This window comes from Roseomonas sp. CAU 1739 (assembly GCF_039839775.1).
Classification (GTDB): Bacteria; Pseudomonadota; Alphaproteobacteria; order Acetobacterales; family Acetobacteraceae; genus Neoroseomonas.
On sequence record NZ_JBDOQQ010000003.1, the window covers coordinates 428,256 to 454,816 of the forward strand.

General features: G+C 70.0%; 20 protein-coding genes. 13 read left to right on the top strand and 7 right to left on the bottom strand.

All coding sequences use genetic code 11. From position 1 onward, the window contains the following. Positions 1 to 2: 2 nt before the first annotated feature. The 5 genes from AAFN86_RS08180 to AAFN86_RS08200 form a co-directional block, all read right to left on the bottom strand. The gene (locus tag AAFN86_RS08180) at positions 3 to 1,640 is read right to left on the bottom strand and encodes an amidohydrolase (RefSeq protein ID WP_347542795.1); all 1,638 of its coding nucleotides are present in this window, start codon (positions 1,638 to 1,640) and stop codon (positions 3 to 5) included. Further along, positions 1,637 to 2,413: a class II aldolase/adducin family protein gene (locus tag AAFN86_RS08185; protein ID WP_347542796.1), complete on the bottom strand. Its 777-nt coding sequence runs from the start codon at positions 2,411 to 2,413 to the stop codon at positions 1,637 to 1,639. Before AAFN86_RS08185 ends, AAFN86_RS08180 begins: the two co-directional genes overlap by 4 nt. A gap of 236 nt (positions 2,414 to 2,649) precedes the next feature. After that, a complete protein-coding gene (locus AAFN86_RS08190) occupies positions 2,650 to 3,516 on the bottom strand; it encodes a transglutaminase family protein (RefSeq protein WP_347542797.1) in 867 nt (288 codons plus the stop codon). Continuing rightward, on the bottom strand, positions 3,513 to 5,984 hold the full coding sequence (locus tag AAFN86_RS08195) for a circularly permuted type 2 ATP-grasp protein (protein ID WP_347542798.1): 2,472 nt from the start codon (positions 5,982 to 5,984) through the stop codon (positions 3,513 to 3,515). Before AAFN86_RS08195 ends, AAFN86_RS08190 begins: the two co-directional genes overlap by 4 nt. After that, complete coding sequence (locus AAFN86_RS08200; protein WP_347542799.1) at positions 5,977 to 9,354, bottom strand: transglutaminase family protein; 3,378 nt, start codon at positions 9,352 to 9,354, stop codon at positions 5,977 to 5,979. The genes AAFN86_RS08195 and AAFN86_RS08200 overlap by 8 nt, the downstream gene beginning before the upstream one ends. Positions 9,355 to 9,518: 164 nt before the next feature. Here AAFN86_RS08200 and AAFN86_RS08205 point away from each other — a divergent pair, with 164 nt between their 5' ends. The 5 genes from AAFN86_RS08205 to AAFN86_RS08225 all read left to right on the top strand — a co-directional run bounded on the left by AAFN86_RS08205 (position 9,519) and on the right by AAFN86_RS08225 (position 15,583). Further along, positions 9,519 to 10,844: a ferredoxin reductase family protein gene (locus tag AAFN86_RS08205; RefSeq protein WP_347542800.1), complete on the top strand. Its 1,326-nt coding sequence runs from the start codon at positions 9,519 to 9,521 to the stop codon at positions 10,842 to 10,844. Between the two features lie 75 nt (positions 10,845 to 10,919). Next, positions 10,920 to 12,626, top strand: coding sequence for an amidohydrolase family protein (locus AAFN86_RS08210; protein ID WP_347542801.1), 1,707 nt, complete (start codon positions 10,920 to 10,922; stop codon positions 12,624 to 12,626). Positions 12,627 to 12,898: 272 nt separating this feature from the next. After that, positions 12,899 to 14,248, top strand: coding sequence for a dicarboxylate/amino acid:cation symporter (locus AAFN86_RS08215; protein ID WP_347542802.1), 1,350 nt, complete (start codon positions 12,899 to 12,901; stop codon positions 14,246 to 14,248). Then, positions 14,245 to 15,186: a TAXI family TRAP transporter solute-binding subunit gene (locus tag AAFN86_RS08220; protein ID WP_347542803.1), complete on the top strand. Its 942-nt coding sequence runs from the start codon at positions 14,245 to 14,247 to the stop codon at positions 15,184 to 15,186. The genes AAFN86_RS08215 and AAFN86_RS08220 overlap by 4 nt, the downstream gene beginning before the upstream one ends. 133 nt (positions 15,187 to 15,319) lie before the next feature. Next, entirely contained in the window at positions 15,320 to 15,583 is a 264-nt protein-coding gene (locus AAFN86_RS08225) for a hypothetical protein (protein WP_347542804.1), read from the top strand. On the opposite strand, the gene AAFN86_RS08230 is transcribed toward AAFN86_RS08225, so the two are convergent. After that, a complete protein-coding gene (locus AAFN86_RS08230) occupies positions 15,565 to 16,509 on the bottom strand; it encodes a 3-hydroxyacyl-CoA dehydrogenase NAD-binding domain-containing protein (protein WP_347542805.1) in 945 nt (314 codons plus the stop codon). The two genes, AAFN86_RS08225 and AAFN86_RS08230, sit on opposite strands and share 19 nt — an antisense overlap. Before the next feature lie 102 nt (positions 16,510 to 16,611). Between AAFN86_RS08230 and AAFN86_RS08235 the strand changes: the two genes are divergently transcribed. From AAFN86_RS08235 to AAFN86_RS08255, 5 genes are all read left to right on the top strand, one after another. Then, positions 16,612 to 17,454, top strand: coding sequence for a serine hydrolase (locus AAFN86_RS08235; RefSeq protein ID WP_347542806.1), 843 nt, complete (start codon positions 16,612 to 16,614; stop codon positions 17,452 to 17,454). Next, positions 17,454 to 18,326: a hypothetical protein gene (locus AAFN86_RS08240; RefSeq protein WP_347542807.1), complete on the top strand. Its 873-nt coding sequence runs from the start codon at positions 17,454 to 17,456 to the stop codon at positions 18,324 to 18,326. The genes AAFN86_RS08235 and AAFN86_RS08240 overlap by 1 nt, the downstream gene beginning before the upstream one ends. Continuing rightward, a complete protein-coding gene (locus AAFN86_RS08245) occupies positions 18,323 to 19,192 on the top strand; it encodes a CoA ester lyase (protein ID WP_347542808.1) in 870 nt (289 codons plus the stop codon). Before AAFN86_RS08240 ends, AAFN86_RS08245 begins: the two co-directional genes overlap by 4 nt. 134 nt (positions 19,193 to 19,326) lie before the next feature. Then, complete coding sequence (locus tag AAFN86_RS08250; protein WP_347542809.1) at positions 19,327 to 19,788, top strand: hypothetical protein; 462 nt, start codon at positions 19,327 to 19,329, stop codon at positions 19,786 to 19,788. 13 nt (positions 19,789 to 19,801) lie between these two features. Beyond that, entirely contained in the window at positions 19,802 to 21,067 is a 1,266-nt protein-coding gene (locus tag AAFN86_RS08255) for a hypothetical protein (RefSeq protein WP_347542810.1), read from the top strand. Between the two features lie 22 nt (positions 21,068 to 21,089). Here the strand turns inward: AAFN86_RS08255 and AAFN86_RS08260 are convergent, their stop codons facing one another. After that, a complete protein-coding gene (locus AAFN86_RS08260; protein ID WP_347542811.1) occupies positions 21,090 to 21,392 on the bottom strand; it encodes a putative quinol monooxygenase in 303 nt (100 codons plus the stop codon). Between the two features lie 200 nt (positions 21,393 to 21,592). Here AAFN86_RS08260 and AAFN86_RS08265 point away from each other — a divergent pair, with 200 nt between their 5' ends. From AAFN86_RS08265 to AAFN86_RS08275, 3 genes are all read left to right on the top strand, one after another. After that, complete coding sequence (locus AAFN86_RS08265; RefSeq protein ID WP_347542812.1) at positions 21,593 to 23,665, top strand: HAMP domain-containing methyl-accepting chemotaxis protein; 2,073 nt, start codon at positions 21,593 to 21,595, stop codon at positions 23,663 to 23,665. 105 nt (positions 23,666 to 23,770) lie between these two features. Continuing rightward, positions 23,771 to 25,333, top strand: a complete 1,563-nt coding sequence (locus AAFN86_RS08270) for an ABC transporter substrate-binding protein (RefSeq protein WP_347542813.1) — start codon at positions 23,771 to 23,773, stop codon at positions 25,331 to 25,333. A 4-nt stretch (positions 25,334 to 25,337) separates the two neighbouring features. Then, complete coding sequence (locus tag AAFN86_RS08275; protein ID WP_347542814.1) at positions 25,338 to 26,429, top strand: adenosine deaminase; 1,092 nt, start codon at positions 25,338 to 25,340, stop codon at positions 26,427 to 26,429. Positions 26,430 to 26,561 lie beyond the last annotated feature (132 nt).

Below are 26,561 nucleotides of genomic sequence, written 5' to 3' on the forward strand. Positions count from 1 at the left end.
CGTCACTGCGCCGCGACGGCGGCGGCCATCTCTCCGTGACGGTCGAAGATCGGCAAGCCGTCGCGCAGCGTGATGTCGGCCTGGGTGGTCAGGATCGCCTCGGGCGCGATGTCGAAGATGTCGGAGGACAGCACGGCGATATCGGCCTGCATGCCGGGTTCCAGCGTGCCACGGCGATCCTCGGCAAACTGGGTGTAGGCGCCGCACCAGGTGTAGCAATGGATGGCCTCGGTGACGGTCAGCGCCTCCTCCGGCCCCATCACCGTGCCCTTGTTGGTCTTGCGGGTGGCCATGGTGAACAGGTTGATGAAGGGATCGACGGTTGAGACCGGGCAGTCCGACGACGCCGCCGGATGGTGGCCATCCTCCAGCCAGGTCTTCATGGGATAGGCATGGTCCGACCGCGCATGGCCGAGGTTCTTCACGTACAGGTCGCCGAACTCGTACATGAACACGGGCTGCGGCACCGGCAGGATACCGCGCGCCTTCATCCGCCGCCGCTGGTCGCGCGTGACGAAGCCGCAGTGTTCGATGCGATGGCGACGATCGGCGAAGGGATGCCCTGCGCTGTCGGCAGCTTCCATGCCGAGCAGCACCTGCTCGATCGCCGCATCGCCGATGGCGTGGATGTCGAGTTGCCAGCCCTGCTCGTGATACAGCTTCAGCAGTGCGTGGATCTTGTCGTCGGGGAAGGTGAAGACGCCGGTGCCGCCGCCCGCGCTGGCGAGATACGGTTCGAAGAACGCCGCGGTCAGCCCGCCGGCGGACCCATCAGCGAACACCTTCACTGCGCCCCAGCGCAGGCTGTCATCGCCCTGCATCGGGCGCAGCCCGGCCGCCCAGGCATCCTGCGCGATGCCTTCCGGATTGCCGGCCAGCACCTGCCACATGCGCAGCGGCAGCCGCCCCGTGGATTTGGCCGTCTCATAGGCCGCAACTTCCGCCATGCCCGCCGTCATGCCGACATTCATGTCGGTGGCGGAGGCGAAGCCGAGCGAGGCCAGGCGCGTGCACGCCGCCTCGATGGCATCGACCATGCGCGCCTGGTCGGGCTCGGGCATGGCGTCCTTCACCAGGCGCTGCGCGCGTTCCATGAACAGGCCGGTCAGCGACCCGCCCTTGCGCTCGATCACGCCGCCTTCCGGGTCCGGCGTGTTGTGGCCCACGCCGGCCAGCGCCATCGCCGCATGGTTGGCGACACCCATATGGCCGCAGGTGCGGACGATATAGACGGGGTTGTCCGGCGCCGCTGCGTCGAGTTCCGCGGCCGTTGGATGCCGCCCGACATCGAGCTCGGCATGATCATAGCCGCGCCCGAGCACCCAGGCCCCCTTGGGCGACGCCTTGGCCGCCGTCGAGATTCGCTTCAGCACCTCATCCAGCGAGCGCACTTCCTCGGCGCGCAGATTCACCTGCGCAAGGCCAAGCCCATAGGGCAGCAGATGCATATGCGCTTCATTGAAGGCCGGGATGGCGATGCGGCCGGCGAGATCGAGCCGCCGCGTGCCCTGCCCCGCCGCGGCGAGCGCCGCTTCGCCCAAGGCGAGAACCTTGCCGTCCTTCAGCGCGACGGCCTCGGTAAACCCGCCGGCAAGGCCGCGGAAGATACGGCCGCCGGCGATCAGCGTGTCAGCGGTCACGAACGATAATCCGGCTTTCCATCTTCGATCAGCCGCAGTGCCGCGGTCCACGCCATGGCGAAGCCGTCCTGCCCCTTGTTCGGCCGGTTGAACTGGCCGGCGGTATGCTGGCGCACGGATTCCGGCGGCAGCACCAGCTCGGCACCGCCCGACATGGCGGAGATCTGCGCCTGGCAGGCGCGTTCCAGGTAGTAGATGTTGAGGAACGCCTCGGCGACATGCTGGCCGCAGACCAGCAGGCCATGGTTGCGCAGGATCATCGCATTATGCGTGCCGAGATCCTTCACCAGCCGGTCGCGCTCATCGAGGTCGAGCGCGATGCCCTCATAGTCGTGATAGGCAAGGTGCCCATAGAACTTCAGCGCATGCTGGCTGATCGGCAGCAGCCCCTGGCGCTGCGCGGACACCGCGATGCCGGCCTCGGTATGGGTGTGGATGACGACGGCGGCATCCTCGCGCGCCATGTGGATGGCGGAATGGATGGTGAAGCCCGCGGCGTTGACCGGCTTCGATTCCGCGCCTTCCTCGACGACATTGCCGTCGAGGTCGATCTTCACGAGATCCGAGGCGCGCATTTCATGAAACAGCACGCCATACTTGTTGATCAGGAAGTGATGGTCCGGCCCCGGCAGCCGCGCGCTGATATGGGTGTAGATGAAATCCGTCATGCGGAAATGCGCGACCAGGCGATACAGCGCCGCGAGTTCGCAACGAACCTGCCATTCTTCCTCGGTGATGCCGCGCAATGCGGCGGGCGGGCTGACGACGTTCATGGAAGATCTCCGCGCGGGGTTGCGCGACTGTCATCTCGCGACGGTTTCGCGTCAACGGTGATACCGCTGGCCTCTGCGCGGCCTGGCACGCCGTTGCACGGAGACCGGGCAAGCGTGGCACAGCACAAGGCATTCCGGCCGGGCAGCGACCCGCCCTACTTTTCCCGGTGCAACTCAGGAACGGAGGATGGTCCGGCGCGGTCGCAGTGGATCGCGACACCAACGGGCGCGGCCCGTCAGACCGTCACCACTTCCTCAAGATCCACGCCCACCCGCAACCCGTGGTCGCCGCCGCCAAGGATGACGCCGCTCAGTGGGCTGACATCGATGAAATCGCGCCCCCAGGCGAGCACCACATGCTCATCCCGCACCACGATATCGTTGGTGGGGTCCAGCCCGACCCAGCCATACGCCTCTCCCATCCAGGCCTCGACCCAGGCATGGGACTGGTCGGCGCCGCGTCGTGCCGCCCGGCCCGGCGGCGGGCGCGTGCGTACATACCCCGAGACATAGCGCGCCGGCAGCCCCAGGCCGCGCAACGCCGCCGTCATCACATGCGCGAAATCCTGGCAGACCCCGCGCCGGTCGCGCAGCACCTCGACCACCTGGGTGTGGTTGCCGGTCACGCCGGGCTTGTAGGTGAAGTCGCGCCGGATCCGGCCCATCAATTCCAGCAACCCGGCCAGCACAGGCCGGCCGGCGGGAAAGGATGCCGCGGCATATCCCGTCGCCGCGGCGACGATCGGCGCGAGATGACTCGGGAAGACGAACTCGGCGGCCTCACCGTGCCGCGCCGTGGCGACGACATCCTCCCAGGGCGGCGTCAGGGCCGGTGCCGGCGGGTCCGGAAACCGCACCTCGACCAGCGCTTCGGCGATCACCTCGAAGCGCTCATGCGGCAGGTCCAGGAAGACGCGCGTCGCCGCATTGCCGAAATGGTCCGCCGCCTCGGTCACGTGCGATGGCGTTGGCGTGATCGCGAGCGTGCTGCGCACCACGTTCTGGTATCGTAGGGACCGTGGCGTCAGCAGAAGCAGATGCGCGGCCAGATCGACCGAATGCGCATAGGCATAGGTGGTGACGTGACGCAGCCGGTAGATCATGCCGCCCCGCGCAGCGCCGGCTCGGCGCCTTCCAGACCCAGCGCCTGCGTCGCCGGCAGCAGGGCGAAGTACCGCCGCGTCACCGCATCGGACAGCGCCGCGATGCGGTTCGCCAGTGCCTCGAGCCGCGGCGGCAGGGCGGCGGCCGCGATCGCCTGGTCGGGGGCAGCCACCAGTTGGTTGACGATCGCCTCCGCCTCGGCAAGCAGGGATGCCGCCTCATCCGGCAGCGCGCTGTCATCGGCGGTCGAAACCTCCGACAGGTTGCGGCTGATGGCTTCGAGCTGGAAGGCGAGCGCGCGCGGATTGGACGGGTCCGCCAGCACCAGGTCGAGCACGGGCGCCGGCTGCAACACGGTCAGATAGCGGCTGCGATAGGTGATGACGCTGTCGCACAGTTCCAGGATCAGGCGCATGCCGCCCTCGATCCGCGCGGGCGGTTCATCGAGCGCGAAGCCGACCTCCGAGGCGATCGCCTGCGCGCGTTCCACCCGCCGCCCGAGATCGAGGAACAGCCAGGCACCGCCGCGCACCATGCTCTCGGCGGCGATGCCGGCGACGGCGGTGGCGAAGCGCAGCACGGCGATCATGGCGCGGCCAATGGCGTCGAGATTGCTGCCGGCCTGCTGGATCTCGGCCCGCGCCGCACGCAGCGTCAGGGTAAAGGTCGCGTACATGTCGGCGGTCAGCCGGTCACGCACCATCGCCGTCAGCGCGGCGATGCGGTCGGTCAGGATGGTCACCGCGCCGCCCTCGCGCAGCGCCGCGGCGATCACGCTGGGCAGCCCCTGCGCAGCGGCGGAACCGATCACCTCCTCCGCTCCGGTGAAGCCGGCATGGGCGAGGCAGCGCGCCAGGGCGGCGACCTCAGCGGCTTCTCGCGGCAGCACCACGCCACGGGAGATGCGCGCCTGGGTCGCGCGCACCAGCCGCGCGGCACGTTCCAGCCTTTCGGTATAGCGGCCGAGCCAGAACAGGTTGTCGGCAACGCGCGACGGCAGCGCGCCATGCATGCGGCGGATCGGCAGCGGCGGCAGATGGGCGGGGGCCGGACCGATGATGTCACTGCCCTCGTCGGCCATGACCCAGACATCCTTGGACAGCCCCTGCGACGGCAGCGCGCCGCCGAGTGCGGCTGCCTGGCCGATCCGCGCGAGGCCACCCGGCATGACGCGCCAGTCCATGCCGTCGAACACCGCGAACATGCGCAATACCAGGGAGTGCGGCTCGAGCCCATCGCCCGTCACGCACGGCACCAGGGAGGGCGGCGGCACGTGGACCGCGGCAAAGGCCGCGGGGGTGTCACGGGCCTCGCGGGCGACGGCCTCGGCCTGGGAGGCGGCTGGCATCGACCCGTCGGTGGCGCGGCGCAGCAGCCAACCATCTTCCCGCGCGACGCGCTCGGCGGCACCGGACGTGCCGAGCCAAAGCGTCTCGACCGAGGGAAGCGCCAACGTCTCGCCGAGCAGCCGTCCGGCCAGCGCGGGGAGGAAGGCGGCGAGCGCGGGCGCCTCGGCAAGGGCGGCGCCGGGCGCGTTCAGGATGCGCACGGCGCCGTTGCGCGCCGCGTCCAGCAGGCCGGGCACGCCGGCGGTGCCGGCCCCGGTCATCTCCAGCGGGTCCAGCCGTGCGCCATCGACGCGCGACAGCAGCACATCGACTCGCTGCAGCCCCTGCAGCGTCTTGAGGTACAGTACGCCGCCGCGCACCGTGAGGTCGCCGCATTCGACCAGCGCGCAGGACAATTCGCGCGACAGCAGCATGTCCTCGAACCAGCGCGGCGCCTGGGACCCACGGGTCAGCAGGGCCACGGCGGGGTCGCCGACTTCGGGCGGGGCAAGGCGCTGCAAGGCATCCTGCCAAACGTCGAAGAACGGGCGCATGGATCGCACCTGCGCGCCGCGGAAGGCTTCCGGCATCACGCGGCCGAGCAGGCGGCGGTTCTCCCGCGCCATTCCCGGCCCGGCCGGGGCCGAGGTGCGGTCGGCGAGCACCCGCCACTGCCCGTCGGGCCCGCGCAGCAGGTCGACGGCATACAGGTGCAGCAGAGGGCGCTGTGGCGGTGCACCCAGGCTGTGGCAGGCGCGCAGGAAGCCCGGATTGGCGAAGACCAGTTCCGGCGGCAGCAGCCCCTCGCTCAACAGCGCCTGCGGGCCATACAGGTCGGCGAGGATTGCTTCGAGCAGGCGGGCCCGCTGCACGATGCCGGCTTCAAGGGCAGCGAATTCCGTCGCCGGCAAGACCATGGGCAGCGGGTCGCAGCGCCAGGCGGCGTCGCGCTTGGCGCCAGGCAATACGCCGGCGATGCCCTCATCCTCGAAGGCGCGGTCGAGCCTGCGGCCACGCTCGGCCAACGCGCCTTCCCCCATGCCCCCCATGATGCCGAGCAATTGGCGCCAATGGGCGCGCACCCCGCCACGCCCATCGACCATCTCGTCGATGGGCGGCACGACCCCAAGATCAGCCATGACGTCTGAGGTCTAGGGTGACGGGCAGTTCCAGGCCAGGCAGCGGTTCGGGCGGCGCCATAGGGCTCGGCGTGTGGCCGAAGGGCTGGAAGCGTGAGCGTCGGCGCGCCTCGGCCTCATTGGCATTGACCGGATAGCGGTCGTAGCTGCGCCCGCCCGGATGCACGACATGGTAGGTCAGCCCGCCCAGGCTTCGTCCGGTCCAGCGGTCGAACACATCGAGCACCAGTGGTGTCTGCGGCCGGATCGTCGGATGCAGCGACGACGGCGGATTCCACGCCTTGAAGCGGATGCCGGCGAGGTATTCGCCCGCCCGTTCCGTCGCGCGCAGCGGCACGGCAACGCCATTCACCGCGAGCAGATGGCGGTCCTGCACCCAGTTCGACACGCGCGCCTGGACGCGCTCGGCGCTGCTATCGACATAACGCGCGGTGCCGCCGGCGACCTGGTCCTCGGCCAGCACATGCCAGGGTTCCAGCGCATGGCGCAGTTCGAGACCGACATCGCGCACGGTGACCTCGCCGATCACCGGGAAGCGGAAGGCCATGTGCGGGGCAAACCAGTCGGCATCGATCGGCGCACCCATGTTGCGCAGCTCGTCGATGGCGTCGCGGAAATCCTGCTCGGCGTAGTGCGGCAGCATGAACTGGTCGTTCAGCCGCGTGCCCCACCGCACCAGCCGCCGTTCGTAGGGGCGCTCCCAGAAGGCGGCCAGGGCTGCGCGCATCAGCAGCATCTGCACCGTGGACATCTCGGCATGCGGCGGCATCTCGAAGCCGCGGAACTCGACCAGGCCGCGGCGGCCGCTGCTGCTGCCCGGATCGTACATCTTGTCGATGCAGAATTCCGTGCGATGCGTATTGCCGGTCATGTCCGCGAGCAGGTTGCGGAACAGCCGGTCCGTCAGCCAGGGCGGCACTTCCTGCCAGGCATGCACCTTGGAGAAGGCGATCTCCAATTCGTGGATCGCATCCATCCGCGCCTCGTCGATGCGCGGGTGCTGGCTGGTCGGGCCGATGAACAGCCCGCTGAACAGGTAGGACAGCGATGGATGATTGTGCCAGAAGCCGACCAGCGACTTCAGCAGGTCCGGCCGCCGCAGGAAGGGGCTTTCGGCGACCTTCTCGCCGCCCATCACCACATGGTTGCCGCCGCCGGTGCCGACATGACGGCCATCGGTCATGAACTTCTCGGCGGCGAGACCCTCCTGACGGGCTTCCTCATAAAGCTGGCCCGTGCGGGTGACGATGTCGTCCCAGTTGGTCGCGGGATGGATGTTCACCTCGATCACGCCCGGATCCGGAGTGACGGAGAAATGCAGCAGCCGCGGATCGGATGGCGGCAGATAGCCTTCGAGCACGACCTTGCGGCCCATCTCGGCGGCCGTGGCCTCGACGGCGGCGATCATCTCCAGCCAGTCCTCGGCCGCGAACAGCGGCGGGAAGAAGATGTGCAGCTTGCCGTCGCGGGATTCGATGGTGAGCGCCGTGCGCACCACGGAGGGGTCGGACTCGCCCACCACGGGGATGTCCTGCGGCTGCGGCCGGAAATCCTCGATGGAGGAGGCGGTGCCCTCGCCGGGGCGCGGGCTGCGCAGCGCGCGCTGATCCAGGCTGTCGGGCTGAACCTGGGCGCGCATCGCCCGCTGCGCCATCAGCGCGGCGTGCGGCGGCAGGTCGTCGCGCCAGGCGAAGGGATCGGCTTCGAATTCCTGCGAGCGTGCGGCGTCCTCGGGGCTCATCCAGGGCAGCGAGGCGAGCGGCAGGCGCAGCCCGATCGGGCTGTCGCCCGGGATCAGGAACATGTGCTCGCCGCGGACAAACCAGCGGCCGGACTGCCAGCGGCGCACGCCATCCTGGATGACGCGGCGGATCGGCAGCACCGAGCCGACCTCGGCCGACAGCCCCTGCGCGAAGACCCGGGCGAGGCGCTTGCGCTCCAGCTCATCGGCCAGTTTCGCGTCCTCGACCACCACATTGGCCGGCAGGCGCTGTTCCTTCCACAGGTAGTAGTGGACGTCCTCATGCGCGCCCTGCACCAGGCCAGGATCCACCTGCAGGCGCTCGGCGAGCAGCCGGCCGAAGCGGGCGGCGTCGGCCGCCGTCGCATTGTCCTTGTCGTCGTCGGAGGCCAGCAGTGTGGGGTTGGACCAAACCGGCTCCCCGTCCGCGCGCCAATGGGAATACAGCGCCCAGCGCGGCAGCTGCTCGCCCGGATAGTGCTTGCCCATGTTGTAGGTCAGCGCCGAACCTGGCGACCACAGCTTGACCAGCCGGCGCAGCAGCCGTCCGGCATAGGCGCGCTTGGTCGGGCCCAGCGCATCGGTGTTCCATTCGGCCGCGTCACGGTCGGAGGCGGCAACGAAGGTCGGCTCCCCGCCCATGGTCAGGCGCATGCCCAGCGCCTTGAGCTTGCGGTCCACCGCCTCGCCGGACTGGCGGATCGCCTCCCATTGCTCGGGGGTGTAGGGTTTGGTGACGCGCGGCGTCTCGAAGATGCGCCTGATGTGCATCTCGAAGCCGAATTCAGTCTTCACCGGCTCCAGGCCGCCGGAGATCGCCGCGGCCGATTGCGGTTCCGGCGTTGCGGCCAGCGGGATATGCCCCTCCCCGGTCATCAGCCCGGACGTGGCGTCGAGTCCGATCCAGCCGGCGCCGGGCAAATAGACCTCGGCCCAGGCGTGAAGGTCGGTGAAATCGGCGGTCGGGCCTTCGGGGCCCTCGACCGGCTTCTGGTCGGCGACCAGCTGGATCAGGTAGCCGGAAACGAAGCGGGCGGCGAAGCCGAGCCGGCGCAGCAGTTGCACCAGCAGCCAGGCGCTGTCGCGGCAAGACCCCTTGCCTTCCGCCAGCGTCTTGTCCGGTGACCAGACACCGGGCTCCATGCGCACGACATAGGCGATCCGCGACTGGACCATCTGGTTGATGGCCACCAGCATGTCCACGGTGCTCGGCGCGGTGCGCGGCACCTCGGCCAGCAACCCGTCGAGCAGCGGCCCGCCCGAGGGGTCGATGCGGCGGAACGGGGCCAGTTCCTGTTCCAGCGCCGGGTCATAGGCGAAGGGCCAGCTCTCGGCCTCGGGTTCCAGGAAGAAGTCGAACGGGTTGATCGTCGCCATGTCGGCGACGAGGTCCACCGTCACGTCGAAATGCGTCACCCGCTCCGGAAACACGACTCGGGCCAGGAAATTGCCCTGCGGGTCCTGCTGCCAGTTCAGGAAGTGGGGCTGCGGCTCGACCTTAAGCGCATAGGAGATCACCGGCGTCCGGCTGTGCGGGGCCGGTCGCAGCCGGATCGTCTGCGGCCCCAGGGTGGTGGGACGCTCGTAGCGATAGGTGGTGCGGTGCGTCAGGGCGACGTGAATGGACATGGTGCTGCCTGGCCGGAGTAAGGGATGCTTCCCATGGATACGCGACTGGATGCAATCCGCGGTCCAACATGCCGCGACGGACGGGCAAGGTTGCGCGAGGTCAAGCCGGCCGGGCCGCATGCCGCGCTACAGGCCCGGGGGGAAGACGCGGCCGGAAGGATGCCATGCCTGCCATTGCGCTGATAACGGTCATGGCCCTGGCCATTGCCGCGCCGCTCGGCCTGGGCTGGGCCTTTGGCGGCCCTGTGCGGCCCTGGCGGGACGAACTCGCCGGCGGCCTCGCCATGGCGGGGACGGCGGCGCTGCTGTCGGAATTCCTGCTGTCGGGCCGGTTCCGGATGATCAGCGGGCGGATCGGCATCGACCGGACGATGCGCTGGCACCAACTGCTGGCGCGGGTCCTGACCGTGGGGCTGCTGGTCCACCCCTTCCTCTATACCCTGCCCGATGCGTCGCAATTCGTCCGGCCGGGCGATCCGACCCGGGCCGGAATGCTCGGGATCGGTGCAGTCATGCTGGCGACCGGGGCGCTGGCCTGGCTCGGGCTCGGCGTGCTGACGATCACGGCGATCGCCCGCGACGCCCTGCCTTGGCGGTATGAGGCCTGGCGGCTCGGGCATGGGCTGGGTGCGGCGCTGGTCGCGGGCCTGGGTCTGGCCCACGCGCTCACGGGCGGGCGCTACAGCGCATTGCCGGCGGTGGCGGCGAGCTGGGCGGTGCTGGCTGGGCTGGCGGGGGCCTCCCTGGCGTCCACCTACCTCATTCGCCCGCTGCTCCTGGCCCGGCGCCCCTGGCGGGTCGCCGCCGTCCAACCAGCCGCCGAACGCTGCTGGGAGGTGGTGCTGGAACCGCTCGGCCATGAAGGTCTGCGCTTCAGGGCCGGACAATTTGCCTGGTTGCGGCTCGACCGGCCGGCACTTTCGCGGCGGGAGCATCCCTTCTCCATCGCCTCCGCTCCCGGTGGCGACGGGTCGCTGTCCTTCCTCGTGAAGCAGGCCGGCGACTTCACCAACGACATCGGCGCGCTACGCCCAGGCGCCCGCGCCTTCGTCGATGGACCGCACGGGCACCTGACGATCGACGGGCGGCGCGAGCCGGGGGTCTGCCTTATCGGCGGCGGGGTTGGCGTCGCCCCGCTGCTGTCGATCCTGCGGGCGGCGCGGGCGCGCCGGGACCCGCGGCCCTTCCTGCTGCTGTATGGCAATCGCCATCAGGGCCAGGTCCTGGCGGGCGCCGAGCTGGATGCCATGGCGCAGGAGATCGACCTGACCACCGAGCATGTGCTGCAAGAGCCCCCATCCGGCTGGTCCGGGGCGCGCGGCATGGTCGACCGCGCGCTTGTCGCGCAGCGTTGCGCAGGGGCTGCCCGGGAGGGCTGGGTCTTCGTGCTGTGCGGCCCGCCGCCGATGATGCGGGAGGTGCGTGGCGGGCTTGCCGCGCTGGGCGTGCCGTCGCGGCGCATCCTCGAGGAACGCTTCACCTATGATTGAAGCGGTCTGACCCATGGTTGAGCCGAAAGCCAGCGGAGCCTAGCCTTCCCCGCCAGAGGGATAGGGAACAGCATCATGGCCGATCTGGTGATCCGCGGCGGCACGGTGGTCGATGGCACCGGCGCGCCGGCCTTCGAGGCGGATATCGCCATCGACGCCGGCCGCATCACCGCCATCGGCCGCGTGCCCGAGGCCGGTCGCGAGGAGATCGACGCCCGCGGCCGCATCGTCAGCGCCGGCTTCGTCGACATCCACACCCATTACGACGGCCAGGCTGTGTGGGATTCCCACCTTGCGCCCTCCGCCTGGCATGGCGTGACCACGGCGGTGATGGGCAATTGCGGCGTCGGCTTCGCCCCATGCCGGGAGGCCGACCGCGACAAGCTGATCGAGCTGATGGAAGGCGTGGAGGACATTCCCGGCCCCATCCTGCATGAGGGGCTGGACTGGCGCTGGGAGACCTTTCCCGAATACCTCGACGCGCTGGACGCCAAGGCGCGCGACATCGACATCTGCGCCCTGCTGCCGCACGGCGCGCTGCGCGTGCATGTGATGGGCGAGCGCGGCCTGGCACTGGAGAACGCCAACCAGGCCGATATCGCAGCGATGCGCGCGATGACCGCCGAGGCGGTGCGCGCCGGCGCCTTCGGTGTCTCGACATCGCGGACCATCAGCCACAAGACGCTGAAGGGCGACCCGTCGCCGACGCTGCGCGCGCAGGAGGAGGAGTTGCACGGCCTCGCGCTCGGCCTGCGGGACGGTGGCGGCGGCATGCTGGAGATGGTGTCGGATTGGAACACGCCCGACCCGGCGACCGAATTCGCCATCCTGCGCCGCGTCGTCGAGGCAACGGGCCAGCCGGCGGTGTTCTCGCTGACCGCCCGGCATGACCGGACCGAGGCGTGGAAGGAATTGCTCGGCCTGTCCGATGCCGCCGCCGCCGCTGGTCTGCCGATCCGTCCGGTTTTCCCGCCGCGGCCGATCGGCATCCTGCTGGGGTTGCAGGGCAGCCAGAACCCGTTCTCGGGCTGTGCATCCTACAAGGCGGTCGCGCATCTGCCCGCACCCGCCCGGGCCGCGACGATGCGCGACCCGGCGCTGCGCGCAGCGATCCTGTCGGAGGATCGCGTCGCCGGGTCGAACTTTCCGCTGATCACCCGGCTGGGCTTCGAGCGGATGTTCCCCTTCGGCGACCCGCCGGACTACGCGCCGCCGCAGGATGCCTCGATCGCCGCCATTGCGGGGCGCGAGGGGTGCAGCCCGGAGGAGGTCGCCTATGACCTGCTGACGGCCGATGACGGGGCCGGCTTCATCTTTGCGCCGCTGACCAATTTCGCGGACTACACCCTGTCCGCCAGCGCCGAATGCCTGCGCCATCCCAATGCCATCGCCGGGCTGTCGGATGGCGGAGCGCATGTTGGCTTCATCTCGGATGGGTCATTCCCGACCTTCCTGCTCGCCTATTGGGCACGCGACGCGAAGGAACAGGTCTTCGCCCTGCCCGAGATCGTGCGGCGGCTGACCTCGGACACCGCGGCGGCGGCGGGGCTGTCGGATCGCGGCGTACTGAAGCCGGGCCTTCGGGCGGATGTGAACGTCTTCGACCTGGCGGCCCTTGGCCTCGATGCGCCGCGCATGGTGGCGGACCTGCCGGCCGGTGGGCGACGGCTGCTGCAACGGGCACGCGGCTATGTCGCGACGGTGGTGGCGGGGTCGGTGACCTATCGCGACGGGGAGGCGACCGGCGCGCTGCCGGGGCGACTGGTGCGGGGGCGGCGGTAGCGCCTGGCCGGATGAAGGGGCTCGCTCAGCCAGTGGCTCAGGGACCTTGCCGCACTGCGAGATGAATGGCGGCCTCCCCGCGCGTCGGACGACCTGGCGGATGCCCAAAACTTCGGCTTCCAGCGCATGACCGATCCGTGCTGCGATCGGTCCGGGAGCGATGGCCCGACTCTGACGCGGCAGATGCGACACGCCGCCGGGACGCGCCGGCGGGCCTGCGCTCCGATGTGACACCCCGGCGAGCCGCCGCGGTGACAAGGAGTGACCGACGCATGGCAATCCCGGCCACCGCATCTGCTCCACCGGCGCACCACCCGTGGTGGCGACATCTTTATGCGCAGGTACTGGCGGCGATCCTCGTCGGCGTGGTGCTTGGCCAATTCTGGCCCGCCATCGCGGTGGAGATGAAGCCCTTCGGTGATGGCTTCATCAAGCTGATCAAGATGCTGATCGCGCCGATCATCTTCTGCACCGTGGTGCACGGCATCGCCAGCATGGAGGACATGAAGAAGGTCGGCCGCGTCGGCATCAAGGCGCTGATCTACTTCGAGGTGATGACCACCGTCGCCCTGATCATCGGCCTGGTGGTGGTCAATCTCTGGAAGCCCGGCGCCGGGATGAACGTCGATCCGGCCGCGCTCGATACCCGCGCCATCGCCACCTACACCGCGCGCGCCGGGCAGCAATCCACCGTCGACTTCCTGATGCATATCATTCCCAACACGGTGGTCGGCGCCTTCGCGGAAGGCGAGATCCTGCAGGTCCTGCTGGTGGCGATCCTGTTCGCCTTCGCGCTGCAGGCGCTGGGATCGCACGGCAAGCCCGTGCTGCACCTGATCGACACCATCGCGCATGTGTTCTTCAAGATCGTCGGCATGATCATGAAGGTGGCCTGGCTCGGCGCGTTCGGCGCCATGGCCTTCACCATCGGGCGCTACGGCGTCGGCACGCTGCTGCAGCTCGGTTCCCTGATGGCGGGCTTCTACGTCACCTGCCTGCTGTTCGTGCTCGGCGTGCTCGGCATCGTCTGCGCGCTGTGCGGCTTCTCCATCCTGCGCTTCATCGCCTATATCAAGGAGGAATTGCTGATCGTGCTCGGCACCAGTTCGTCCGAGACGGTGCTGCCGCGCATGCTGGCCAAGATGGAGAATATCGGCTGCGAGAAATCCGTTGTCGGGTTGGTGATCCCGACCGGCTATTCCTTCAACCTCGACGGCACCTGCATTTACCTGACCATGGCGGCGATCTTCCTCGCCCAGGCGACCAACACCCCGCTGTCCCTGGGGCAGGAGATCGGGCTGATCGGCATCCTGCTGCTGACCAGCAAGGGCGCGGCCGGCGTTACCGGGTCCGGATTCATCGTGCTGGCGGCGACGCTGTCCTCGCTCGGCACCGTGCCGGTGGCGAGCATCGCGCTGATCCTCGGCGTCGATCGCTTCATGTCGGAAGCGCGGGCGCTGACCAACCTGGTCGGCAACGGCGTGGCGACGGTGGTGGTGGCGAAATGGGAAGGCGCGCTGGACGTCGCGCGGATGCACCGCGTGCTGGCCGGCGAGACCGAGGCAGAAGCCGACACCCCCGAGGAGGTGCTTGTCGTCGCCGAGGAAAGACAGGCGGGATGACGCCCCGCCGGGCTGTCCTCGCCGCACTGGCTGGCGCGGCGCTGCCGGTGCGCCGCGCCGCGCGTGCGGCCGAACCCGACTGGCCCGGTGCGATCAGCATCGCCACTGCTTCCCCTGGCGGCACCTACCATGCCTATGGCCTCGGGCTCGCCCGCGTGCTGACGCGCGAACTCGGCATCGCCGTGTCGATCCGCGAGTCGAGTGGGCCGGCGGAGAATCTGCGCCTGCTCGATGGCGGGGCGGCGCAGCTCGCCTTCGTCACCACGGGTGCGGCGCTGGAAGCCCGCAACACCGCGGCGCAGGCGCTGTTCGCCATGTACGACACGCCCTTCCACTTCGTGCTGCGGCGGGATTCACCGATCCGGACCTTCGCGGAGCTGACCGGACGCCTCGTCGCGGTCGGGCCGGAGGGCGGCACGGGTGCGGTCTATGAACCGCGTCTGCTCGCCGCACTTGGCGCTGAGATCCGGCCGGCCTTCGGCAGTTGGGAGGACCTCGCCACGCGCTTCGCAGCCGGCGAGTTCGACGCCATCGCGGTGGCCGCTGGCGCGCCCTTCCCGGCCATCGCGGCGCTGGAGGCGCGGCGCGCCATCCGCTACCTGCCGCTGTCGCGCGAACAGGTCACCCGGCTGCGGCTGGTCGCGCCCGAGCTTGGCGCGACGCGGATACCGGCGGGCACCTACCCGTCCCTGCTGACGCCGTATGAAACCGTCGGGCTCTACAACCTGGCGGTCGCGCACCGCACCCTGCCGCCGACGCTTGCCTTCGAGATCGTCCGCGCGGTGTTCGACAACCACGCCGAGATGATGGAGGCCCACCCCGCCGCCGCGGCGACTGTGCCGGCGAACTTCATCCACAACACCGTGCTGCCATGGCATCCCGGCGCGATGCGGTATTACGGCGGCCGGGCGGTGACGGGCGTGCTGCGCGGCGATTGAGCCGCACGCACGCGCTGTGATCCGTTTCACGGACAGCCGCTGCGCCGGCGTGCATCCTACTTGATGGCGGCATAGTTCCGCGAGCGGCTGCTGGCAGTCGTGATGCGCGACCCGACGCCGCACGGAGGTCAGCATGCCCCATGCCCGATCGCTTCCCGCCCCGTTCGCGAGCGCCGCCCTGATGGCCATGCTCGCCGTCATGCCATCCGCCGCGGCCATCCATGCGGCGCAGGTCAGGACTGTCTCCCTCGTCCTGCCCGCCCAGGCCGGCTGTCAGGTGGCGGGCCCCTTCGTGACCATGCGCCGCGCCAATGAGGTCGCCGCCGAGGCGCGGCGCCGCGGCTACAGCGCCGTCGCCTATCATGACGACGACGGATACTACGTGCGCGCCTGCTGAGACGCGGCACGCGCCTCCAGGATCCGCACCAGGGCTTCGTCGCGGCGGCGCGCCAGTTCGGTCGTGCTCGCCCCGCCGGTGCCCTCGGCCACGCCGTCCACCAGTATCTGCTGCAGGGCGGCACCCACCTTGGGGTCACCGAGATCCGGCCACCAGGATGTCACCGCCGGCATCAGATGCTTCAGGAAGTTTTCCATGCCGCCCTCTCCGCCTGCCAGGTGGAAGGTGGTGTGCGGCCCCATCAGCGCCCAGCGCAGGCCGGGGCCCTCGCTGATCGCGGCATCGACATCGGCGACACTCGCGACACCTTCGGCGACCAGATGCACCGCTTCGCGCCACAGCGCCGCCTGCAGGCGGTTCGCCAGGTGGCCCGGCACCTCCTTGCGGATCTCGATCGGGTGCTTGCCGATGGCGCGGTAGAAGCCCATCGCCGCCGCGACGGCCTCCGGGCTGCCCTTGGCGCCGCCCACCACCTCGACCAGCGGGATCAGATGCGGCGGATTGAAGGGGTGGCCGATCACCACCCGTTCGGGATGCGCGCAGCGCTCCGACAGGCGGGAGGCCAGCAGCCCCGAGGTCGATGACGCGATCACCACATCCGCCGGCAACGCTGCGTCGATGCGCGCCAGCAGCTCCTGCTTGATCTCGATGCGTTCCGGTGCGCTTTCCTGCACGAAATCGGCACCCGCCAGCGCGGCGACCGGATCGGCGTGGAAGGTCCAGGCCGCAGGGTCGGCATCCGGCCTGCCGCCCAGGCGCATCAGGATCGGCCAGGCATTGTCGATCATCCGGCGGACCAGGTCGGGCGCGCCGGGCGACGGGTCGCTGGCCGTCACGGGAAGGCCTCGGCTGAGGAAATACGCCGCCCAGGACGCCCCGATCGTTCCCGCGCCGATCACCGCGACGCGCTTGATATCCGTCCGCATGGGGCTTCCTCCGCTTGCTTGCGCGCAGGGTATCGCGCCGGCCGCGCCCTGGCCACGTGGCGGAAGCGGGGCTAGCCTTCCGGCCATCCGGAGGAACCACCCATGCAAGACCTCGCCGCGCGGCTAAACGCGATCTGCGACGCGCAACCTTTCGACACGACCTGGTACGTGAAGGACCTCGCCACGGGGTGGGAGGCCGATCGCGGCGGCGATGTCGTCATGCCATCCGCCAGCACGCGCAAGACCTCGATCCTGATGCATGCGCTGTCCAAGGTGCATGAGGGCAAGCTGCGGCTGGACGACCCCTGCACCATCGAGGCGCGGCTGCAGGAAGGCGTCGCCAGCGGCACCTACCAGTATATGACGCCGGGCTGCGTGATCCCGCTGCGCGACGCCTTCGTGAACATGATCATCACCAGCGACAACGTCTCCACGCAGATGGTGCTGGAACGGCTGGACCGCGATGAACTCAACGCCTGGTGCCAGGGCATCGGCATGACCGGCACGACGCATCGCGCCAACTTCCCGCCGCCGGGCCTGCCCTGGGACGTGGCGCGCGACGCGCTGGCGACGACCACTGCACTGGATCAAGGGCTGCTGCTGGACCGCATGGTTGCCGGTGCTGCGAACGCCGCCGCCGCAACGGCGCTGGGTTCGACGCCGGAACTCTGCAGCCTCGCGCTCGATATCCTGTCCTGGCAGCGTCTGCGCAACCTGATCCCCTGCCTGCTGCCGGAAGGCACCAAGGTCGCGAACAAGACGGGCCGCGGGCCGCGCGGGCGGATGGATGCCGGCGTCGTCTACAAGGATGGCAAGCCGCGCTTCGTCATCACCGTCTATACCGACCAGGTGCCGCTCACCATGCCGGACGGCATGCCTGGCTTCGCGGCGAGCTACATGACGGCCGGCCGCCTTGCGCGCCTCTGCTGGGACACGATGAACTGATGACAACCGACGCTGAATTCGAGACCGCGATCGCCGGCCTGCAGAACTGGGTGGGCCGCGAGCGCATCGTGGAGGACGAGATCGGCCTGTCCTCCGCGCGGCGCATCGCGGGCATGTTGGATATCGACCCAGCCAGCCTGAAGCAGGGCGACGCGTTGCCGCCGCACTGGTTCACCATGTTCTTCCCCGACATCGCGAAACAGTCCGACATCGGGCCGGACGGCCACCCCAACAAGGGCGTGTTCCTGCCGCCGATCCCGCTGCCGCGCCGCATGGGCGCCGGCCGTCGCGTGACGATCAACGAGGCGCTGCGCATCGGCACGCCGGCGATCAAGCGCGCCATCGTCGCGCAGGTGCTGCCCAAGATCGGGCGCACCGGGCGCATGGCGATCCTGACCATGCGCCATGTCATCGAATGTGAGGGCCGCACCGTCGCGGTGGACGAGTTCGACGCGATGTATCGCGAGGCGCCGCCGCCCGGCCAGCCGACTGCTGCCACACCGCCGGTCGCAGCCCCGGACAATGCCGCGTGGTCCGAGACGAAGCTGCTCTCCTCCCCGCTGGTGTTCCGCTATTCCTCGGTGACCTGGAACGCGCACCGCATCCATTACGACGCGGACTATGCGCGCGATGAGGAAGGCTACCCGGCCACCGTGCAGAATGGCGGCCTGACCATGCAGTTGATGCTCGATGCCGCGTTGAAGCATGCGCCGGGACGTATCACCAGCTTCACCGCGCGGCTCGCGCGGCCGCTGTGGGTGGGCGATACCGTGACGCTGTGCGGCGCCGCACCGGCCGATGGCAAGGTCGAGTGCTGGGCGGCCGACAAGGACGGGTATCTCTGCGCGAAGCTGGAGGCTTCCTTCGCATGACGCGCCCGTCGCCGGCGACCTGGCGGTCGCTGATGTTCGTCCCTGCCACCGGCGAGAAATTCATCGCCAAGGCGCATACCCGCGGGGCCGATGTGGTGATCCTCGACCTGGAGGATTCCATCCCGCCCGGCGACAAGCCCGCCGCCCGCGCCGCGCTGCCCTCGGCGGCGGCCAGCGTCGGGCAGGCGGGGGCGGAGGTCGCGGTGCGCATCAACCGCGCGCTCGACCTCGCCGTGCCGGATATCGCTGCGGCGGTGATGCCCGCCGTCGGCACGTTGATGCTGCCGAAGGTGATGGGGCCGGAGCATATCCGCCTGCTCTCGGAAGTCGTCACGGCGCGCGAGGCGGCGCTGGGCATGCCGGTCGGCCACACACGCTTTGCCGCGATCGTCGAGACGCCCGACGCGCTGCCATTGCTGGGCGCGATCGCCGCCGCCGATCCTCGCGTCGTCGCCCTCGGCATCGGTGCGGAGGACCTGTCCACCGAGCTGGAGGCCGTGCCGAGCGGCGACATGCTCTACGTCTACGCCATGATGGTGGTGGCGGCGGCGCGGGCGGCGCGCATCCAGCCGCTGGGTTCGGTCGGGCCCTTCGCGGATTTCTCGGACCTTGCGGCGTATCGCACCTCCCTGCGCCGGTCGCGGGCGCTGGGCTTCGCCTGCCAGGCCTGCATCCACCCCGCCCAGGTGCCAATCATCAACGAGGAATACGGGCCCTCCCCCGCCGAGGTGGAACGCGCCCGTCGCCTGATCGCGGCCTTCGACGAAGCCCTCGCCGAGGGCAAAGGCGCGGTCGCCTTCGAAGGCCAGATGATCGACCTGCCCGTGGTGGAACGCGCAAGGCGGCTGCTGGTGCGCGCCCGCTGAACGCCGGCTGGCAGCGCAAACTGGACCGCTTCCCGGCCAGCCTGCGCCGCCTGGTCGAGGCCGAACTCACCACCGGCAATGCCGTCGTTGAGGTCAGCCACAGCTTCCCCGCGCCGCCGATCGGGGCCTGCGTGATGCTGGCGCGGCCGGTAACGACCCGGCCGCGCGCCGATGATGCGGAACTGTCCTTCCGCGCCCGCGACAGCGCGCTGCTGTCGGGCGAATGGACCGACGCGCAGCGGCATTTCTTCGTGCTGGAACCGCCCGGCCCGCCGCCCCCACCCGCCGACATGGATGCGATCCGCGCCGCCCGGCAACCTGTCGCCCGGCCGGCCCCGCCACCACCCGACAATGCGATCGCATTCGACTACCGTGGCGAGATGCTGACCTATCGCGAGGGCGGGCGCACCGCGACCGTCATCTGCACCTTCGGCGACCCGCCGCGCCTGCTGCCGCGCACGCTGAACGGCTGGACCCTGCCGGATGGGGCGGGCTGGGTGCCGATCGCGCCCGACGAACGCGAAGCCGTGGTGAAACGAATCCTGGACATCTGCCGCCATCGTCACGGCATGTCGCGCATCGAACGCGAAGACTGACGGACCACGCCCCATGCCCTGGATGCCCACCATCCTGCTCGGCCTGCTGATCGGCCTTATCGCCGGGGTCTACGGAGGCGTCGTCGCCGATGCGGCGGTGCCCTGGCTGCGCATCTCGGCCCGCGAAGGCGGCTCGGGCATCTTCGTCGCCTTCATGATCCTGCTCGGCTTCATCGGCGGCACCATCATCGGCATGGTGCTGTGCCGGGTGACCGGCGGACCGGGCCTGGATGGCGCGCTGCGCGGCTTCGGCATCGGCCTGGGCGGGGTGCTCGGCATCATCACGCTGCTGGGCGGCCTCGCCTGGCTCTCGCGGGAAGTGCCACCGCTGGTCGGCGGCCAGCCGATCGACCTCGCCATCCAGATCCGCCTGCCGGCCGGCACGCCGCAGCCGGTGGTGGACGGAAGCGTATACACCTACGTCTCGCTGCATTCCGGCGCGCAGCGAAGCGGGCGTACCGGCCCGCTGCTCATCGAGGAAGCCCGGCTCGAAGATGGCCGCTGGATCATCCCCGGCTCGGTGCCGATCCATATCAGCGTCGGCGACCGGGTGATCGGCGTGATGCTGTCCGGCGGCACCACCCGCTTCTTTACCAGCGAGGTCCCTGCCCGCCCGGCCACCGCCGACGGGCCCTGGACCGGTTGGCGCCAACCCGATTCGTCGTCCGGCGACGCGACGGCCGAGGGCGTCACCTACGAAGTGCGCTCCCGCGTCGTCTTGCGCCCACCGCCACCGCCGCCCGATGACGTGCCCGCCCCTGCCGGCCCCGCTCCGCTGCCGGGGCCGGACGCGCCGACCGAAGCCTGGCTCGCTTTCACCGGCGTCGCGGTGCCGTTGGAAATCCGCGCCCGCGCCCTCGCCGCCGTGCGGGACCGCCCGGATTTCGTGCCGCTGATGGAGGCGCGGATCGCCTCGGACGATGCCGACACCGCGCGCGACGCGATGTACCTGGTGGGGGAGATGCGCCCGGCGCCGGCGGCCCTCGGCGACGCCGTGCGCCGGCGCGCCGCCGGCATCGTCGCCATGGCGGAGGCGATCGACCCGGCCGATCCCAACAGCCTGGCGCTGCTCTACGACCGCACCCACACTCTCACGACCGGCGTCTTCGCGGCGGCCTTCGGCCTGCGCGCCGCCGGCGTCGACATCCGGCCGGAACTGCGCGCCATCGCTGCCGCCGCTGCGCCGCGCGAGAAGGACCAGCGCGACATCGTCGGCATGATGGAACGCGTCGTCGCCTATTTCGACCGGCTGGACCGCGAGGGCCGGGTACTCGACTGACGCCCCGGCCCGGGGCCGCGCGCTACAACTCGCACATCGTCAGGATGCGTTCGGCGATCAGTGGCGCGTAGGCCTCGCGCACCAGCGGCATCCGCGGGTTCTGCGTATGCGTCTTCACCGCCGCGCGGTCGGTATAGACCTCTACCAGCATGATGCGGCTCTCGTCCTTGCTGCCATCGGCGTTGAGCGGCTGCAGCACCTCGAAGCGCTCGCAGCCCGCTTCTTCCTGCTGCGTCAGGCGGGCGTGCTCGCGGATCAGCGCGTCGAAGGCGGCGTGGCTGCCGGGATGCGGGCGGAATTCGACGTGGATGGCGATCTTGGGCATGGCGTTGTCTCCCATTGCGGATGGCGCAGCGTGGCGCGGATCGGCCGCAGCACCAACCCCCGGCGGAACGGGCATCGACCGGTGCGGTTCCGCGCGCACGCTCCATTAACGGCTGCGCGGCATGATGCCGCCGGGTGCGGGTCGGCCGCCCCGTCCCCATGCCCGCAACGAGCCGGGCGCCGCGGCAGGAGCTTGAGCGAGTGCGCATTCGAACCATAGCGACGACAGCGCTCGGCGGCATCGCCGTGATCACGCTGGTGGCCGGCGGATTGCTGCTGAGGTCCGGCATCCAGGCCGTCGATCGGGCGGATGAGGCCGTGGCGACCAGCGCGGCCTTCGGCAGCATCACCCGGCTGCCCATCCTGATCGCCGAGGATCGTGCCGCCCTGACGCGCTTCGTCACCGCTGACGTCGCGCAGGAAGCCGCGACGCGAGCCGCCTTCCAGGAGACGCGCGCGGCGGTCGACGCCCAGCTTGTCGAGGCCCGCCGCGCGATCGAGCAGGCCGGCCCGCGGCTGCCGCGCAGCGTCGGCGCCGCCCTCAATGAATTGCAGACCAGCCTGGCCGCCATCCGCCGCGATGCCGAGGCGAGCCGAAGCCAGAACCGCGACCAGCGCATGGCCCTGCAGCCCGACCTCTCGAACCGCAGCCTGGCAGCGCAGACGCAGTTCACCCGCCTCATTCCCACGATCGAGCAGCAGATCGGCCGGCTCGACAGCGGGCTGCTCACCGCGGCCTCCATGGCCCGGCTGACGGTCGACATGCGGGAGGCGATCTCGGGCTTCCTGGTGCCGGCCGGCCCGCCCGTGCGCGCCCGGCGCGCCGCGACACCACAGGAGCTGCGGCGCATCGACACCGCCTTTGGCCGCTTTGACGCACTGACCTCCGAAATGCGGTCGCGGATGGAGAACGACGAAGCCTTCCCCGCGCTGAAGCGCAGCTACGACGGGGTGATGGAACGTGTCGTCGCCCCCAACAAGCGGCTGACCGACCGCACGGTGGATGAGGCCCGACAGGGCGTGCCCGTGATCGACGAGGCGGGCTGGAACGGCGTGATCGACGGCTTCCGTGGCGTCGCCGAACTGCGCGACGTCGCCGTGGCCGAACTGCGGGTCGGTGCCGAGGCCGCGCTCGCCAATGCATGGCGTGAACTGATCATGGTGGCCGCCGCCCTCGGCGTGTTCCTTGCCGCGCTCGGCATCGGCGCGTGGCTGTTCCGCCGCAAGGTGCTCGGCGCGCTGACCGAGATCACCGCGGCGATGACCACCGTTGCCGCCGGCCGTCTCGATGTCGCCGTGCCGCATCTTGGCCGGCATGACGAGGTGGGCGAACTGGCCCAGGCGCTGGAAACCTTCAAGGAAGCCGGGCTGCGCAGCCAGGCGGCCGAGCATGCGCGCGAGGCCGAGGAACGCGCCAAGGCCGAGCGCGCCGCGCGCATCGATGCCGAGGTGAGCGGCTTCGATAGCGTCGCGCAGGTCGCGCTGCGCCGGCTGACGGAGGCAACCGAGGCGATGACGCGCGCCGCCGATACCGTTGCCGCGGCCAGCGAGACGACCGGCACGCGCGCCGGCTCGGTCGCGGCGACGGCCGACCAATCCTCCTCCGAGGTGCAGACCGTCGCGGCGGCGACCGAGGAGCTCAGCGCCTCGGTGGTCGAGATCACGCGGCGCGTGCAGAATGCCAGCGGCATGGCGCAGGAGGCCGTGCGAGAGGCGCAGGCCGCCGACACATCGGTCCAGAGCCTGGCGGCGGCCGCGCAGGAGATCGGCCAGGTGGTGCAGTTGATCACCGACATCGCGGCGCAGACCAACCTGTTGGCGCTGAACGCGACGATCGAGGCAGCCCGCGCCGGGGAGGCCGGCAAGGGCTTCGCGGTTGTCGCCTCGGAGGTGAAGAGCCTGGCCAGCCAGACCACCCAGGCGACCGAGAACATCTCCCGCCAGATCGCCGAGATCCAGGCGGCGACGGCCGGTGCAGTGACGGCGATCCAGGGCATCAGCCACCGCATCGCGCAGATGAGTGACGTCTCCGCCGACATCGCCTCGGCGGTCGACCAGCAGGGACACGCGACGCGCGAGATCGCCGAGAGCGTCCAGCGCACGGCGGTTGGCACCAATGCGATGCGGGTGGAGATCGGCGAGGTGACGCAATCAGCCGGGCAGATGCACGAGGTCACCGATGTGATGGTCGCCGCGATCCGCAGCATGTCGAGCGAATCGAGCGGGCTGCGCGGCGAGATCGGCAGCTTCCTCGACCGCATCCGCGCGGCCTGAATTCGTGATGGCCGGGGCGGCTTCCGCCCCGGCGGGCCGCGGCTTGAACGCCGCGGTGAAACGCAGGACCATCGCGGCGATCCCTGACCCGTCGCGAGGCCTGCCATGCGCCGCCGTTCCCTTCTCGCAGCCCTTGCCGCCCCTGCGCTGCTGCCGCATGCCGCCGGCGCACAAGGCCCTCGCGCCGCGACGCTGCGCGTGGTGCCGGAAACCCTGACCACGATCTTCGATCCGCATTTCACCACCAGCTTCACCACGCGCGACTTCGCCTACCTTGTCTACGACACGCTGTTCGCGGTGAATGACCGCTGGGAACCAACGCCCCAGATGGTCGAACGCTGGACGCGCAGCGCGGATGGAAGCGACTGGACCTTCACGCTACGGGAGGGCCTGGCCTTCCACGATGGCAGCCCGGTCACCGCCCAGGATTGCACAGCCAGCATCCGCCGCTGGGGTGCGAGGGATTCGCTCGGCGCCTTCCTGATCGCCGCGACGGAATCACTGGAGCCGGTCGATGCGCGGTCCTTCCGCCTGAAACTCTCCCGCCCCTTCGGGCTGGTGCTGGAGGCCCTGGCCAAGCCGGGTGCGATGGTGCCGATGATCATGCCGAAGCGATTGGCGGAAACCCCGCCGGCGCGGCCGGTGACAGAGCCGATGGGCTCCGGCCCCTATCGCTTCGTCGCCGGGGAATACCGCCCCGGCGAACGTATCGTTCTCGCGCGCAACGCCGCCTATGTGCCGCGCGGCGAGGCCTCGGTCTGGGCATCCGGCGCCAAGCGCCCGACCTTCGAACGCATCGAGCTGATCGCCATGCCCGATGTCTCCACCCAGGTCAGCGCGCTGAACACCGGGGAGGTGGATTACCTCGAACGCGTCCCCGCCGATGTGCTGCCGGCGCTGGAGCGCAACCGCGCGGTGAAGGTGCAGGTGGTCTCGCCCTTCGGCTACCAGGGCATCCTGCGCTTCAACCACACCCAGGCGCCGTTCGACGATGTGCGAGTGCGCCGCGCGGTCATGCTGGCGGTGCAGCAGTCGGACTACATGGCGGCGGTGTCCGGTCGGCCTGATTTCGCGCGCGAGTGCCGCAGCATGTATGGCTGCGGCACGCCCTATGAGACCAGCGCGGGCATGCCCGCGGCGACGGATTTCGAGGCCGCGCGACGGGCGGTGCTCGATTCAGGCGCCGATTTGTCGAAGCCCATCGGAATCCTGCATCCGGCCGATGCGCCGGGCATCGCGGCACTGGGCCTGGTGTCACAGGACCTGCTGACGCGGCTCGGCTTCAAGGTCGATCTGATGACGATGGACCTCAACACCTTCTTCGGCCGCCGCGCGCGGCCGGAGGGCTGGCACATCTTCCATACGACCAACACCGTGCCCGACATGCAGACGCCGCTGCAGAACGCCTATCTCAATGGCGCCGGTGCGCGGGGCTTCGTCGGCTGGCCGGCTTTGGATTCGGTGGAGGCCGGGCGCGCTGCCTTTGCCGCCGCTGCCGACGAACCCGCCCGCAAGGCGGCCGCCGAGCAGGTGCACCGCGCCGCGGCCGAAGCCGGCTTCTACATGCCGCTCGGCCAGTTCGTCGCACCGTCGGCCTGGCGCGCCGAACTGGCCGATGTGCCGGTCGGCCCGGCGATGTTCCTGTGGAACATCCGGCGGGGGGGCTGAGGCGATGTTGTCCTGGTCGGATTTCCTCGATGCCGTGCCGAAGGTCGAGCTGCATTGCCACATCGCCGGCGCGATGCGCGCGACGACGCTGCACGAGATCGCCACCGCGAACGGCGTGACGCTGCCGCGCCCGGCCGAGACGCTCTATCAGTGGAAGGATTTCTACGGCTTCCTGGAAGTGCTGCGCCTCGGCGCGCTGGCGGTGAAGCGGCGCGAGGATTTCGAGCGCGCCGCCTATGAATGCATCGAGGACATGCATCGCCACGGCAATGCGCGGCATGTCGAGATCTTCTTCAACCCGCACTACTACGCGCCGAACGGCGCGACCTATCCGCTGATGGTCGAAGGTCTCGCCGCCGGGCTGGAACGCGCCGAACGCGATTTCGGCGTCTCCTCCCTGATGATCGCCTGCATCGACCGCAGCGTCTGCGTGCCCTCCGAGGCGCTGGAGATGCTGGCCTGGATGCAGGCCCATCCGCATCCGCGCGTCGTCGGCGTAGGCCTGGACGGCGCCGAACGCGGCGGGCCGCCGCTGGTCTGGCTGGAGGCCTGGCGCCGCGCCGGCCGCATGGGGCTGTTCCGCACTGCTCATGTCTGCGAAGACAACCAGACGCTCTCCGAAGGCCCGCCCAGCCACGTCATCAACTGCCGCCATGCGCTGGGCTGCGACCGGCTGGATCATGGCTACAACATGCTGGCCGACCCGGATCTCGTCACCCGCATGGTCGAGGATGGCACGCCATTTACCATGGCCTGCTGGTCCTCCATCCTGCCGAACCGCATCCCGCGCCTGGAGCGCATCAGGCGCATGGGGGAAGCCGGGCTGAACATCGTGCTCGGCACCGACGATCCGACCATGTTCGCGACCACCATCGGGCATGGCTGGCGCGTGGTGTTCAACCATGCGGGCTGGGGCGTGGCGGAGGCGCGGAAGCTGAGCCTGGCCGGCGTTGATGCATGTTGGTTGCCGGCCGAACGCAAGGCGGCGTTGCGGGCGGCCTTCACCACGACACTGGATGCGCTGGAGGCGAAGGTGGATCCGGCGGATCGCGAGTTGGACCTTGCGGTCGAGCGGAGGCCGCCGGCCGCCGCGTGACAGGGACTGCGCTGACAGTTGGAGAGGGGCTCTGCCCCTCTCCAAACCTCACCCCGCCAGGGTGCCAGGGCACCCTGGACCGCCGAGACTTGGTTCTGTGCCCGTATGGGGCTCCACCGCGGAGAGGCGTGT